Genomic DNA, 15,224 nt, shown 5'->3' on the forward strand with positions numbered 1-15,224 from the left:
TCCGCTTGTTTCGGTACTTTGACACTTATTTCACAACTAAATTCATTATAACGGATAAAATGTTCATTGACGTCGCGCTTTGTGACAAAATGTTAACGTCTGGTGAAATAATGACCCGCAGGTCATTGGAGATATGTAATTGAGGGATATGCCAGTTCAATTGTGTCTTAAACAGAATCCTGAACACACAAACGCCATTTCCCTATTTCAAGAGAAATGGCGTTCTTTTTATTATACCCTTTTACAACATGAACCTGTCATACTTTTATATAAGTTCATGAAACATTTACACAATAACGGAGAGGACAGAAATAACCAGAAGAAGCGGAGCTAAAAGCTTTCTGAAAGAAAGCTGCATCGGAAGCATATGCTTCGCCTTTATCCCCGGATTTTCCCTTTATAAAAGGGATCAAAGAAATCTGGGGATAACAGCGATCGGAAGGTTATTCTGGCATCGTAGTGCCTGTGTGATATTCATCATTTGAACTTATATAACATTATTTATGGATCGTGTTGTACACTTCAACTGCTCGATCTAAGAACTGCTCAATCTCTTCTCTCGACTTGCGCAGCTTGTTCACATACCGTACGAGTTCGCGGCCATCTGTATACGCCACAAAGCTCGGAATGCCAAGAATATTCTGCTCTTCACTAACGGTTCCAACCTGATCCACGTCGACCTCAATCAAGGTCAATTCACGTGCATATTTCTCTTCAACCTCAGGCATAAACGGATCGATGTATTTGCAGTCACCACACCAGTCTGCCTTGAATACGGCAATCGTCAAACGTGGGGATTGGATGGCTACATCAAAAGCCGGTTTGGAGGTAATCTGTTCCATTCGGTTCATCTCCCTTTCTGTACCTTGTCTTACCCTAAGTGAAGCAAATTGGCGAGTGGAAGTCAAATAATCAGCGCATACTTAGAATAACCACATGGTCTGTGAAAATAAACCCAGAACATCATGAAAGGATGTCACATCATGACTTCCACCAGAACCGATTCTTCCAGCGAACAACATCACGGGTCCCTTCTGCAGATGGTCCGTTCCATTCCGGGTGCTGCCCGTGAAATCTGGCGTGGCAAACAGGCTGCATGGCAAGCTTCAGCACAGCTTCGTCACCCATTGCGTGACATCGAGTGGGATACCGATACGGCAGCTGCCTTACAGTCTGAGGTGGAGCGTTTGTTACCTACCAGCAACAAATCTTTTACACGCACGGACCAGGTTCAAAGCGCACTCGTCTGCGAAGAAGATTGCATCATTCTGGAAGAGATTAAGACACTGACTCAGGAGCACAATCGGAGTAATATCACCCGCACGGCAGCCTATCTGGAATGTTATGAGCAATATCCCGAACTGCATTGGGCACTACTGGCCCATATGGTCTCTCGCAACGGCGGATATCACATGACAGATCTTCAGAGTGACTTAATGCATAATCTACAGAATCAAAGCGATCACCAGCATATGTATCGGCTGCTGGAGCGGTGCAATGCACTCATTTTCCAGGATGCATATCCACAGCTTCTGCTGTATATGAACAGTCGCCGGATTGGACGTAGCTGTTTCCATCTCTTGTCGCACTTTCACGTATCGGCGTTTATGACGCCGTTTTGGGAACGCTTTTGGCTGGAACGATGCAGTTCACTGCTAAGTGTGGCATTAATTATTAATGAGCAGAACTATATCGAGAGCCGGGTGGTGCAACATCTTTATTTTCAAAAAGAAGTACTTTCCAAACCCGCATTCCATCTGCATAATCTGGCCGGTCTGAATCATATCGTCTTTCCTCTTGGACAGGGAGCAGGACTCGCAGGACGCGTCATTGAACATTTTGGCAAACTAGATGAGCGAATCATGTTTGGTAAAGGGCTATATGCCCTGTTGTTTGGCGTGGAGCAAGTACACACACATGTGTTGGAGTTCGCACGCTTAGTTCCCCATCGTGGCTCGCGCGCTGAATATTGGCCTGGGCTGTTTACCAATCGTGAAGACGAGGCAGGGGAACATACACTTTATGCTCAGGAGCTAATGGATGAAGAATGGCTTCCAGAAGGGCAACGATTATATAGTCCGGAACTGCTCTCCGTATGGGGGGACACACCTTATGAACCGATCACCAGACATGACTGGCTTCAGACTCGGGATAGTCTCGGTTATCTGACGGCACCGCGTCGGCCATGGCTGTTTGAGATGAGTCACGAACACCGGTATGGCATGCTGAAAACAGCACTGGCTCATGATGCCAAGGCCATCACACACTAATGCTAAAAATCATATAGAGCAGGCAAAGACGGATGATGTGATACCCGATGTACCGCTAATCCTCGCTTGCTGGGCTAATGTCGAGTTCAGTCGCTCAACTCTCCTTAACTATACAAAAAGCCCTGTCCGCTAAACAGCAGACAGAGCCTGTATCCTATTTTCACAAAATATTGGAGCATGGATGATGCTCCTTGCATGTTTAACCTCTTTGCCCAGCTCCACGTTGAAGACGCATAAGTGGACGAAGAATTTTTTGCAGAATACGGGGGTAACTGCCCAGCTCGTCCTTGCGCAGTACACGCAGCACAACCATGAGAACCAGATACACCACCACAACAAGCAAACCAACCACAAGGCAGGTAAGCAAGAAGGATACACGCGCTGGCAGGAACAGTCCAAAGATCGTATTGCCAATCCAGTTCGTTGCAAATCCTACACCTGCTGCAAGCAACACTGTAATGATAAATCCTTTCCAACGATCTCCCATGATGGAGAAATCAACGATTTTGCGAAGGACCCGCAGATTCAGGTACGTGATGACCAAGAAGCAGAGGGCCGTTGCAATAATGATGCCGTAAATGCCGAAAATCGGCGCCAGAATCAGACTTGCGATCAGTTTGATCACAACACCTGCTGCGACACTGATCATCGTAATCCGCGGTTTCCCTACCCCTAGTAAAATAGAGTTGGTGGTCATCATCGTAATCTGGAAAATGGTACCGAATGTTAACAAGGCAATGATCGGCGTTCCATCCAGATTGGTAAACAGCAATCCGTTGACCGAATACGCTGCCGCACAAAGTGCAATGACAATCGGCATACCAGTCAGAATCGAAATGCGCAAGGCAAGTGTAACCTGACTCTTCAGATGCGCTTCATCCTTGCGTGCAAATGCTGCTGAAATGACAGGCACCAACGATTGACTCAAAGCGATAGCCAGAATCGGAGGAATCCCCGCAATACTTTGGGCCTTCGCCCCGAGGATCGCAAGTACACCAGTCGCTTCTTCGAGTCCGATCTGGCCACTAAGCAGTGGTACCACAAGGGATGAATCGATGAAGTTAATGGCTGGAACTGCAAGTGAGGACAGCACAATTGGAATAGACAGCTTGAAGATATCACTGTAGATACCTCGCATCGGCAACTGCTCTGCACGCTCGTAATTCAATTGGGCCGCACGGTCGCTACGACGTAGCTTCAAGGTGAAGTACAGCATGACACCGAAGGCACCCACACTTCCTAATACCCCACCAAATGAAGCACCCGCAGCAATCGTCTGGTCATCATAATTCCATTGCAGCATGACATAAGCCACGATAATGGCTGTACCTACACGGGCGAACTGTTCCACGATCTGTGAAATACCGCCTGCTGTCATGTTGCCGCGTCCCTGGAAATATCCACGCATCATCGCAATGGCCGGGAAGAGCAGCAACGCTGGAGCCAAGGCGCGAATGGCGCTGACCGACTCCGGTACTTTGGACACATACGTAGCATAATAAGGTGCCGCGAACCACAACAAAGCAGACATGACTACCCCGGCCACAGCGGCAAAGATCAGGGCTGCACGGTAGATCTGTTGGGCTTCACTCGCGCGTCCGAGCGCATAACGTTCCGATACCATTTTACTAAGTGTACTCGGTATGCCCGCCGTTGCTACAGTTAACAGCATTAAATATACCGTATTGGAGATGGTAAACGATGCGTTACCGATATCGCCGAGGATATGCTCCAGCGGCACCCGTTGAACCAATCCGAGTACTCTTGCGATCAGTGCAGCGGCCGCCAGAATGAGCGTACCCCTAATGAATGTTTCTTTCTTAGACAAACGAATTCCCCTTCTTTCCTCCACACCGGACGTGCATCCCGTTGAAGCTAATCCTGAACGTTTAGGCGAATCTTACCACCCAGATAATAAAGAGAACAATCATGACGATTTGCAAAATAATTTTCATCACAGTACTCGTAAATAGCCCCACAACGGAACCAAATCCAACTTTCGACGCTTTGGAAGGTGAAGACCCTCCGATCAGTTCCCCGATAAAAGCACCGATAAATGGTCCCAGCACCAGTCCAAATGCCGGAATGACAAATGGGCCAATGATAACACCAATAGTACTCAGCGTTGTTGATAACTTGGAGCCACCGAACTTCTTCACGCCCCATGCACTGACGACATAATCAGCCACAAACAACACAACAACAATCAGAATCTGAATGATCCAGAACCACACACCAAACGGATCAAAGCTGAAGAACCAGCCGTAGACCAGAAACGCGAAGAAAATCGCTACAGCACCAGGCAGTATGGGATATACCGTTCCAGCCATCCCCACTGCAAACAGCAGCACAATTAAAATCCAGGCAATGGTTGCGAGCAAAGGTTACTCCCCCTTCAAAATATGTTCACGGATCACTTCGACAATGCCGTCTTCATTGTTACTCGCTACGATCAGATCAGCCGCTTCCTTCACCTGCTCCTGCGCATTACCCATCGCTACACCAAGACCCACGGCCTCAATGACAGCTAGATCATTCAAACTGTCTCCGACAGCAACAACTTCGGACATCTCGATGCCCAGCAGCTTGCAGACTTCGGCTACACCACTGGCTTTGGATACGCCGGCAGGGTTGATCTCAATATTAACGGGTGAGGAGTTGGTCATTTGCAGACCGCCCATTTGTTGCAGTTCCATCATGATCTGGTGACGCACTTCATCCACTTCCGTATTGAAGCCGAATTTCAACCATTCCAGACCTTCAATGTTGTCCGTCCAGCGGTCCCGATTGAACAGTTCTTCCACGGAGTATGCCCAGTACCAGCTATTATATTTTTCACCGATTTCCTGCATTCTGCGAATCAATGCCGGGTCCATCAGATGACGCATATGCAGGTCATGCGGGGCTTTCCAGACCTCACTACCATTAACAGTAACCATCGGTGTCTCCAGCCCAAGCTGGACCGCATAAGGCATGGCGTGGAATACCGCTCTTCCCGTAGAAAGGCACACATGTACACCCCGACGAATGGCAATTTGAATCCACTTGGCGGTCTCCTGTGTAATTTCATGATTATCGTTAAGTAATGTTCCATCCATATCCAATGCAAGCAATTTGTATTTCAGTTCACTCATACAGTAGTTCCTCCTAGGTTGTCTCTCTATTTCTCCCTAATTTTAAACATTCTTTCACAACAAGATCGCCCGGCACCCGTAACAACGGACGCTCCGGACGTCACAGCTAACGACATTTTACCACAGATCATCTGTATGCAACAAAATAACCCGTAATCGGCAAGATGACGCTACATTATCAATTTATATTGTATATCTTATATCCGGTTGCCCTTGTAAAAGTAATACGACCAGACACGCAAAAACCGCCTGCGATGCAGACGGCTTCTTAAAATTTTGTTTATTCACCTGTTATCTACTTAAACTTCCATTACCTTGCCGCGAATTTGCGACGAGCGTAACGGAATACGATGCCATGTTTCGGTGACAGCAGCAGTGCAAGAACAAACAAAATTCCAGCAACAGCTACCATGCAGCCCGCGATGGAAGCATCCAGAGCGTAAGCCATGATGTAACCTCCAACCGAAGATGCTGCTCCGATCAGAACGGCATACAAAATCATTTTGCCCAGACGATCTGTGAGCAGGTAAGCCGTTGCTGCAGGTACAATCAGCATGCCCACAACGAGAATCGAACCAACACTTTCAAATGAAGCTACGGACGTCATCGAAACGAGTCCCATGAGCAGATAGTGGAACAGCACTACTGGAATGCCGCAGGCCGCAGCCAGCGCCGGATCAAAGGCACATAGCTTAAACTGTTTGTAGAACAGCCCAATAACGACAAGGATGACTAGCAAAGTAATACCCAGCATCCAGACCGCCCTCGGCCCGACATCCGTACCTCCAAGGGTTAGTGTATCCCACTGTACATAAGCGATCTCACCAAACAAGACACAGTCCAGATCCAGATCAATATGCTGGGCGTTCAGACTAATCAGAATAACACCTACTGCGAAGAGTGCAGTAAACACAATTCCGATCGAGGCATCAGACGAGAGTCCTCCCGCCTGCAAACTCTGTATGAAGAACACCGTCAGTAGTCCAAACACCGTTGCACCAAGTAGCATCCACAATGAATCTCTGGAACCGCTCCACAGGAAAGCAATCGCAATACCGGGGAGAACCGCATGGCTGATCGCATCACCGACCAGAGCCATTCGCCGCAGAATCAGAAAACAACCGAGGATGGCGCAGGCGGAAGAAACCAATACGGCCGTTAAGATAATCCAAAACGTTGCCATTACATCTCCCCCCGTTCCTGCTGATTTCGTTGTGTGGCGAGAGTCTGGAGTGTAGCCCGCTCTTCACGCATATACGCCGATTTTGCCTGAATACTACGCAAACGTCGAGCTAATAATCCACGACGCGGAGCCAGCAAGGCTGACCCGGCAAACAACACCGTAGCCGCAAGAACGGTTACAGGTCCTGTCGGCAGATTAGGTACAAGCGTACTGAAGATCGTGCCTGTTGCACCACTCAATGCACCAAATATGCCTGCCAATACCACCATCAGTGCAAGTGAGTCGGTCCAGCACCGTGCCGCTGCTGCTGGAGTTACCAGCAAGGCTGCAACAAGCACCACACCAACGGCCTGAATCCCTGCAACCACCGCGATCACTGTCAAGAGCAGAATGAGCTGCTCTAACATGGCAACTGGCAGACCCATACCACGTGCAAATCCCGGGTCAAAACTCACCAGTTTGAATTCCTTGAACCAGGCAAGACAGGCAATCAGTAATACTAGACATACGCCACCCATGACATACACATCCGTCATGACCATGGATGCCGCCTGCCCAAACAAATATTTATCGAGTCCGCTTTGACTTCCGCTCGCCCCATGCTGGATGCGCGTCAGCATCACTACACCAACCCCGAAAAAGACGGTCAGCACAATTCCCATCGCCGCATCCTGCTTGATCCGGGAGTAGCGTGTAATCCACGAGATTCCGAAGGTAGCGACAATGCCAGCCACCAGAGCACCGAACAGAAACAAGCCTACGGACTTCGTTTCCGTCAACATAAATGCAATACAGATCCCAGGCAGAGCAGCATGAGCAAGGGTGTCCCCCATCAGGCTCTGTTTACGAAGAAAGGTGAAGGAGCCAATAATCCCGCTACTGAATCCTAACAACAGACAGCCAAGCAATATCCAACGTGTATTGGGGTCAGATAAGATGGCAACGATCCAGTTCCACATGCACTACACCTGGCCTTTCTCCGTCCGGCTTCCGATCATCGCAATCCGGCCTCCGTACGTCTCTTGCAGTGTATCCGGTACAAATACTTCACTTGTCGGTCCACCTGCCACCAGTCGTCCATTGAGTAGTAGCACATGGTCGAAGTATTCCTCGACTGTCGCTAGATCATGGTGAACGACCAGTACCGTCTTGCCTTGTTTCTTCAACTGTTCCAAAAGCGAAATGATCGCTTTCTCTGTGGTGGCATCCACACCTGCAAATGGCTCATCCATGAAATACAGATCTGCGTCTTGCACGAGTGCCCGCGCCAGAAAGACACGTTGCTGCTGTCCACCGGACAACTGACTGATCTGGCGGTACATGTAATCACCCATGCCGACTTGCTCCAGGCAGTGTGCCGCCAGGTCTCGCTCCTTTTTCCCCGGACGACGGAACCAGCCTAGATGACCATACCGTCCCATCATCACTACATCGAGTGCATGCGTTGGAAAATCCCAGTCCACCGATTCCCGTTGGGGCACATAACCGATGCGGCGACGTTGTTCCCTGTACGATTGTCCGAAGATCCGTACCTCTCCATGCATCTTCGGTACTAGTCCCAGAACGGCTTTGATCAGGGTCGATTTCCCTGCACCATTCGGTCCGAGTATTCCGATGAGTTGTCCTTCAGGGATATCGAAGGATACGCTGCTAAGCACCGGCTTTTTGTGATACGCAACAGCCAGATCCCTCACACTAAGAGGAGCCGATGTTGGCTGCGTTCCTTGCAAGTGACTATTGTTCAGTTTCGTAGGAGTTTGTTTCAATAAAGTTGTATCTTCCATAATCCTGTACTCCTCTCTTCATGTGATTCATTATTTCAGGGCTTCTACAATCGTCTCAACATTGTGGCGAATCATACCGATGTATGTGCCTTCTTCCGTTCCCTCAGCCCCCATGGCATCCGAGAACAGTTCTCCGCCAATGCTGACCGTATGTCCTTTTTGAGCTGCTCCGGCAATGATGGCTTCCATCGCTTTTGCAGGTACACTCGATTCAACAAATACTGCTTTGATATGGTTATCTACGAGATAATCCCGCAGTTCGCTAACATCTTTTGCACCGTATTCGGCTGCTGTACTGATGCCCTGAAGCCCCATCACTTTCATGCCATATGCCTGACCGAAATATCCAAATGCATCATGCGCCGTAACCAATACCCGGCTTGCTTCCGGAATCTCCAGAATCTTCTCACGCACCTCGGCATCCAGTGCTTCGAGCTTCGCCAGATACGCCTCTGCCTGAGCCTTGTACTCTTCCGCATGGTCCGGGTCCGCCTCCACGAGCGTATCGCGTACGGCTTCTGCCGCATGCATCCAGTGGCTGACGTTAAACCAGACGTGTGGATCATATTCGGTACCGCCTGTATCTTTGCCTGAGTGTAACTCCTCGACTGGAATAGTCTCTGTAACAGCAGTAACCAGCTTGCTTGAGGACATTTTCTCCAAAATGTCTGTCATTTTGCCTTCAAGATGCAGTCCATTATAGAAAATGACTTTTGCTTGTTCCAGCTTGCGAATATCACCTTGGGATGCCTTGTACAAGTGGGGATCAACTCCCGGGCCCATTAGCCCGGTAACATCAACATATGCCCCGCCTACCTCACGTGCTACGTCAGCGATCATTCCCGTTGTAGCGGTTACTTGTAACTTGCCACCACTGCTCGTCTCTGCATCACTGGAACATGCCGTAAGTACAACAACCAGAACCAGCGCCGCTAGCGTAATGACCCCCCTCTGAATACTCCTCATTTTCACCATTAACAATTCAACCGACCCCTTTCCCTCTCCTAAAATACTTGTCTACATCTAATTTTGTTGTACAAGGTATTAAGTTTTAATCAAGACTAATAATGTTTCCCTTGTGCAAATTTTATCCGAAGCCAAAAAAAAAGGCAAGGGATTATTTCCCCTGCCTGTCCAAATGTATTTAATTCACTTCATTAAATTTCTGGTCATGATGTTAGAAGAGCTAACTCACGCGACGTTCTTTTGCATTACTCTTTGTTTTTCCCTTCGTCTTTCTTACCTTTCGGCGTTCCATCGAGACCATACACTTCATCGTATGCATCGAAGATTTTCCGTGCAATCGGCGAGGCACTGACTGACCCGAACCCACCTTCCGGTACAACGACAGCGACAGCAAGCTTCGGATTATCTCGTGGTGCAAAGGCAATAAATACACCATTCTCTTTTTTGTTCGGTCCGGTTCCCTGCTCTGATGTTCCTGTTTTCCGAGCATAATCGTAAGGGAAACCGTCAAATGCACTTACTTTGGTAACCATACCTTTGTGCACTTCATTCCAGTGCGCATCGGCAAAATCAACTTCATTGAGCACCTTAGGTTTGATCTCTTTCACCACATTGCCGTCCGCGTCACGGATTTCCTTCACCAGATGTGGTTCCATTCGCTTGCCCTTATTGGCAAGCATGGTGGTATATTGTGCGAGTTGCATCGTAGTGTACTTGGCTTGTTGTCCAAAGGAGGCAAATGCCAAACGTGTTAGAGCTGATTCGTCTTCATTAGTATATTCTAGCCTACCCAGAAATTCATTAGGCAGATCTACACCAGTGGACACACCCAAGCCAAATTCCTGCATGTGTTTATGCCAGACATCGATACCTTTCTCTGAGCCATATTTACTTAACAAACGTTTCCCCACCATATCAATCATGAAGGCATTGGAGGATTTCTCAATCGCTCTTCTCGCCGTAATAGAACCATTATAAGCAGAATGCGAGTTCTTCACTTGTCGGCCATCTTTCCCCAAAACCGCATATCCCTGATCATGATAGGTCTGTCCTGCTGTAAATAATCCCTCTTTCAATCCAATCAGGACACTTAACGGCTTGATTACTGATCCAAGAAGTATAACGGATTCCGCCCGACTAGGCTTGGCATCATTCGGTGGGAACGACTCGGTGGTTCCGTTCCGGAATACATATTTGATTTTGTCATAATCCCAATCGTTCGGATCATAATCCGGCATACTTGCCATAGCCACCACATTCCCCGTATCCACTTCCATGGCTACTGCGTATCCTGTAATTGCCTTGGGAAGTCTGCGCAATTCGTCCGTTATCGCCTCTTGTGCAGCCATCTGAATTTCCTTGTTAATGGTGGAAACCAGACTGTAGCCTTTCTCCGGTGGTGTTTGTAACATCGTCCCATCTGGCAGATTACGTGCGTCAATATCAATGGACTGATATCCGCTTCGTCCACGAAGTGCTTCCTGATATTGAAGCTCCAGCCCATCGAAGCCAACCTTCTCTTCTTCATGGTACACAAGACCAGGATCACGCTGGGTACTTGCCCCCTCGCGGATGGCCTTATATTTGGTAATGGAATCTGGTGCTCGCTTGAACTCTCTTGTGTAACCCACAACCTGAACCGCTACGCCATCCGGGTCATATTTTCTGATGTTCTCTTCCAACACCATAACGCCTGGATATTCTGCTTTTTTCTCCATGAAAAAAGCAATTTCTTTGGTCGATAGATCTGACTTCACAAGCCTCGGCACATACCCAAACGTTTTCTGGTAATCCAGATCCAATCGTTTGATGATCTCTTCCCCGTCCGGCTGCTCCTTGTCCCCTGGATTAAACTGCTTAAACACAGCCGCCAGATCATGAGCCAGTTCCTCTGCTTCCTGTCTACGTTCATCATTCCGATAATCCTCATATAACAGCACATACAGGGACTGTACAGGTTCGGAATAAGCGAGCGCGACTTCCCCTGTCGCATCATAGATGGGACCACGAACAGGTGCGAGTGGAATGTCTTTGGTATTACGACTCGTTTCCATATACGTCAGTTCAGGACCCTCCACAAACTGCACAAAGGCTAATCTGAAAATAAGGATACTGAATATGACAAATGCCGCGAAAAAAAACAGATTCAGCCTTGCGGTGGAAGGCTTGTTGACGGGTGTATCTTCCTCAGTCATGGGTTTCTTCCTCAATCGGTTAAACATGTTTTAAGCCTCTCCCGTTCCTCTATAAAAATAAAATATTTAATCCGTCTTGTGAACGTGTTCAATCCAATATTTAATCCTTTCTCATACAAGTCTACCAAAGGTTAGCTGTCACGTCTTTCAATATTTGGTTACATTTTCGTAAACAGAACCGTTACACTACCCAATCTACCGATCCCAATGTAAACACTGACATATCAACGTTATCCCGTTCCCCAGATCGCGTTTACCCTTCCTTTATATAAACGTGGTACAGCTCATATGGTTACATATTAATGCAACTAATTAATTCACTCTTACGATCCATTCTCCACGTAAAAACAAAAAAGAGGACCCATGAAGGGTCCCCTCTGTAACCAATGCCTCACATCACTGTGTGCCTGATCCCGATTCTGAATCTTTATTTTTGTCTTTTTTCGGTACACCGTCGAGACCGAATTCCTCGTCATAGGCATCGAAGATCGCACGTGCAACCGGAGCCGCACTGCTCGATCCAAAGCCCCCTTCGGGGATAACCACAGCGACAGCAAGCTTTGGATTATTACGTGGTGCATAGGCGATAAATACACCGTTATCCACCAGTTTACCGCCTACTACCTGTGTCGATGTTCCTGTTTTTCTGGCAAAGTCATAAGGGAATCCGCTAAATGCAGATACCTCGGTTGCCATGCCTCGTTGTACTTCATTCCAGTAGGCATCGTTAAACTCCACCGTGCTGAGTACCTTAGGTTTTACTTTCTCGACCACGTTGCCTTCCGAATCCCGGAACTCTCTAACCAGTTGTGGCTCCATCCGCTTTCCTTTGTTCGCCAGCATTGTCGTGTACTGTGCTAACTGCATGGTTGTGTATTTTCCCTGCTGTCCAAAGGAACCATACACGAGACGAGTCAGCGAGCTTTCCGTGTCGTTCATGTAATCCCGTATCCCCAGGAATTCATTCGGCAGATCAACCCCTGTAGATACCCCAAGGCCGAACTGCTTCATGTATTCATCCCATTTGTCAATTCCGGTCGCACCGTATTTTGAGTACATCTTCTTCCCAATCTCATCAATCATGAATACGTTCGAGGAATGACGAATCGCATCACGAGGATACATTGCACCATACACATGCCCTGATGAGTTCTGCACTCTGCGATTGTCCCCACCAAAGGTCGTTGAACCTCTATCCGAATAAACCGTATTGGTAGTGAAGAAACCTTCTTTCAAACCGATCAAGACACTAAGCGGTTTGATGGTGGAACCGAGTAACACGATCGATTCAGCTCGCTTTTTAGAGTCATCCGGAGGGAATGAACGAATCGTACCATTTTGATACACATATTTGATATCATCATACTGATCATTTGTGATACTGCCTGTTCTCCAGATGTTGGTATCATAATCTGGCATACTGGCAGCAGATACGATTTTCCCGGTATCCACTTCCATCGCAACTGCAAATCCGGTCTTGGCATTCGGATGTAATCGACCGGAAACTTGATTCCGATGAAGCCAACTCAACTGATCCAGAATGGCCTGTTCTGTTTTCACCTGAACGTTTTTGTTAATGCTGGAAATCAGGTCGTAACCTTTCTGCGGCGGGGTAGAGCCTGCTACACCTTCAGGCAAGTTACGCAAATCAACATCAACCGATGTATATCCACTTTTGCCGCGGAGGGCATCCTGATATTGCAGCTCCAGTCCATCAAAACCAACGAATTCGTTCTCTGTATACACCAGGCCCGGATCCGTTTGCGTTTTATTGGCCTCGTCCACCTCTTTGTATTTGTTCAAGGACTTCGAGCTTCTGAACTTCTTCAGATAACCGATGGTCTGAACCGCTACCGTATCCGGATCGTAGAATCGTACATTCTCCTCGACGATCTGAATACCTTTGAACTCGTCCTTGTGCTGTAGGAAATAAGCAACTTCTTCCTCGGACAGATCACTCTTGATCAGACGTGGCATAAAACCGTTCGCTTTGCGGGAGTTCAAGTCCATCTCTTCAATAATTTTCTCCACCGTAAGTGACTCTGAATCCTTCAGCTTGTACTGTTCAAACACATCATGCAACCGGGTTGCAATATCCTGCACTTCCCCTATGTTAGGACTCGGTTTCCCATCAACATCCCCATAGTTTTTATAAAGCGTCAGGTAGAGAGACTGAATGGGCTTGGAGTACGCCAACTTCACCTCACCTGTGGAATCATAGATCGTGCCTCTCACAGGAGGAAGTGGTACATCCTTGGTAATGTTACTTGCTTCTTCCTGGCTAAGTTCAGGCCCTTCCACGAATTGCAAAAAGGCCAAGCGTACAATAATAACGCTAAAAATAACAAAGGAAGCGAAGAAAAATACGTTCATTCGGTAACTGAAGCGCCGTTTGTCCGTAAGTTCATCCTTCTCATTGGAATGTTTTTTCATCCATCCTACCTCTTTCATGACTTGATGCATACCGCTCAAACTGATTCTCCGCGGCATGATAACCTGGCAACGTCGTCATATTCCGGACCCATGTCCGTTGTATTGCTAAGCTGATTGATCCTTTAGATGGGTGTCGGCAAAATTCGGAGGATTAAACCAGTCTCCACTGATCGCCCATGTCGGGTCAAGCGGAACCCAGCTCTCGGAATCACTCAAATACACCTCATTCCACGCATGCGGACCATACCCTCCCTGGCCGTTATAACCAAGTCCTGTAACAACTTTGACTTCAAGTCCTTGTGAACGGGCCATCACGGCGTAAAGACGGGCATAATCAATACATACGCCTTTGCGTGTATCAAATGTATTCTGTGGATTTTGTTCATGCCATATGCCCTTTTGCTCATAGTCATCCACTTTACCATAGTCATACTGAATACGTGAACCTACCCAGTCGTATAGCGCTCTTGCCTTGGCTTCATCTGTCGATTGGCCTTTGACAATCTCACTCGCTGCAGATTCAATGTCCGTCGGAATATTGTGGTCGATAACTTCATATTTGCGTTGCAGGATGCCGCCCAGTTCCTTCTGCACAGCCTGCGTAAATACGGGTAGCTTGTCCTTGATAAACGTGCCAGACAACGGTTCGATAACCGATTTGGCCCCTTGCATATAGATCGGGGATGCTTCCACATATCGGCTGAACATGCTTCCAGGGTAAAGACTGACAATCATGAACAAAACTGCGATGACAATCATTCCGCGGACGGAGCCTATGATCGTGCCAATGAATGCACCCGTCAAGCGACTAAACATACCTTTAGGCGCACTTTCCTCGGATGACCTCTGCCTGCTACTAAAAATAAATGAAGAGAGAAACCCGAGAATCAGTCGGATGAGTCCATAGCTAAGTACAAATAATACAGCGAACCGCATCAGCGGAAAATCTGCAATCGCCGTAACCAACGTATAATACATCTGTTCCCACCGGTTCAACTCACGGTTAGGCATGGCTGAAGCATACTCAGACAGCCACTGCTGTACATATGGCGCAAGCCACAACGTTAAACCGATCGACAACAGAATACCGATGACCGCCATAATGCCATCCATCAGGAACCCAAAGAGTCTGCCTGCTGAACGCGAAGCCCCTCTGGACCAACCCTGCAATAATGAAGCAGCCACAATCAGCAACAGCATAATCGTGATGCCATTCAATTCCTTCAGGCTGTCCAGCCAATTCTGCAGCACGTACCGAT

The 15,224-nt window shown here is 47.8% G+C and carries 12 protein-coding genes; 1 reads left to right on the plus strand and 11 read right to left on the minus strand.

The features are described from left to right. Positions 1-497 precede the first annotated feature (497 nt). Positions 498-842, minus strand: a complete 345-nt coding sequence (locus NST38_RS25180; RefSeq protein WP_017692403.1) for a thioredoxin family protein — start codon at positions 840-842, stop codon at positions 498-500. Positions 843-983: 141 nt separating this feature from the next. On the opposite strand from NST38_RS25180, the gene NST38_RS25185 reads away from it, so the two are divergent. Beyond that, on the plus strand, positions 984-2,270 hold the full coding sequence (locus tag NST38_RS25185; protein WP_341344105.1) for a DUF2515 family protein: 1,287 nt from the start codon (positions 984-986) through the stop codon (positions 2,268-2,270). A gap of 199 nt (positions 2,271-2,469) precedes the next feature. On the opposite strand, the gene NST38_RS25190 is transcribed toward NST38_RS25185, so the two are convergent. The 10 genes from NST38_RS25190 to NST38_RS25235 form a co-directional block, all read right to left on the minus strand. Continuing rightward, positions 2,470-4,098 (minus strand): putative polysaccharide biosynthesis protein, encoded by a 1,629-nt coding sequence (locus NST38_RS25190; protein ID WP_076328978.1) that lies wholly within the window; start codon positions 4,096-4,098, stop codon positions 2,470-2,472. A gap of 61 nt (positions 4,099-4,159) precedes the next feature. After that, a complete protein-coding gene (locus tag NST38_RS25195; RefSeq protein ID WP_047841365.1) occupies positions 4,160-4,600 on the minus strand; it encodes a DUF456 domain-containing protein in 441 nt (146 codons plus the stop codon). Between the two features lie 54 nt (positions 4,601-4,654). Beyond that, a complete protein-coding gene (locus NST38_RS25200; protein ID WP_036605740.1) occupies positions 4,655-5,404 on the minus strand; it encodes a Cof-type HAD-IIB family hydrolase in 750 nt (249 codons plus the stop codon). Between the two features lie 310 nt (positions 5,405-5,714). After that, the gene (locus NST38_RS25205) at positions 5,715-6,587 is read right to left on the minus strand and encodes a metal ABC transporter permease (protein ID WP_047841304.1); all 873 of its coding nucleotides are present in this window, start codon (positions 6,585-6,587) and stop codon (positions 5,715-5,717) included. Then, a complete protein-coding gene (locus NST38_RS25210) occupies positions 6,587-7,546 on the minus strand; it encodes a metal ABC transporter permease (RefSeq protein ID WP_017692397.1) in 960 nt (319 codons plus the stop codon). Before NST38_RS25210 ends, NST38_RS25205 begins: the two co-directional genes overlap by 1 nt. Positions 7,547-7,549: 3 nt before the next feature. Then, a complete protein-coding gene (locus NST38_RS25215) occupies positions 7,550-8,371 on the minus strand; it encodes a metal ABC transporter ATP-binding protein (RefSeq protein ID WP_235193917.1) in 822 nt (273 codons plus the stop codon). Positions 8,372-8,401: 30 nt separating this feature from the next. Next, positions 8,402-9,346, minus strand: a complete 945-nt coding sequence (locus tag NST38_RS25220) for a metal ABC transporter solute-binding protein, Zn/Mn family (RefSeq protein WP_076328976.1) — start codon at positions 9,344-9,346, stop codon at positions 8,402-8,404. A 236-nt stretch (positions 9,347-9,582) separates the two neighbouring features. Continuing rightward, positions 9,583-11,532: a peptidoglycan D,D-transpeptidase FtsI family protein gene (locus NST38_RS25225; RefSeq protein WP_341344106.1), complete on the minus strand. Its 1,950-nt coding sequence runs from the start codon at positions 11,530-11,532 to the stop codon at positions 9,583-9,585. A 396-nt stretch (positions 11,533-11,928) separates the two neighbouring features. Next, positions 11,929-13,965 carry a peptidoglycan D,D-transpeptidase FtsI family protein gene (locus NST38_RS25230; RefSeq protein WP_341344107.1) on the minus strand — a complete coding sequence of 679 codons (2,037 nt, stop codon included), beginning with the start codon at positions 13,963-13,965 and terminating at the stop codon, positions 11,929-11,931. Between the two features lie 105 nt (positions 13,966-14,070). Next, positions 14,071-15,216, minus strand: a complete 1,146-nt coding sequence (locus NST38_RS25235) for a transglutaminase domain-containing protein (RefSeq protein ID WP_341344108.1) — start codon at positions 15,214-15,216, stop codon at positions 14,071-14,073. Positions 15,217-15,224: the final 8 nt, after the last annotated feature.

It is taken from the genome of Paenibacillus sp. FSL H8-0104 (genome assembly GCF_038050215.1).
Lineage (GTDB): Bacteria > Bacillota > Bacilli > Paenibacillales > Paenibacillaceae > Paenibacillus > Paenibacillus amylolyticus.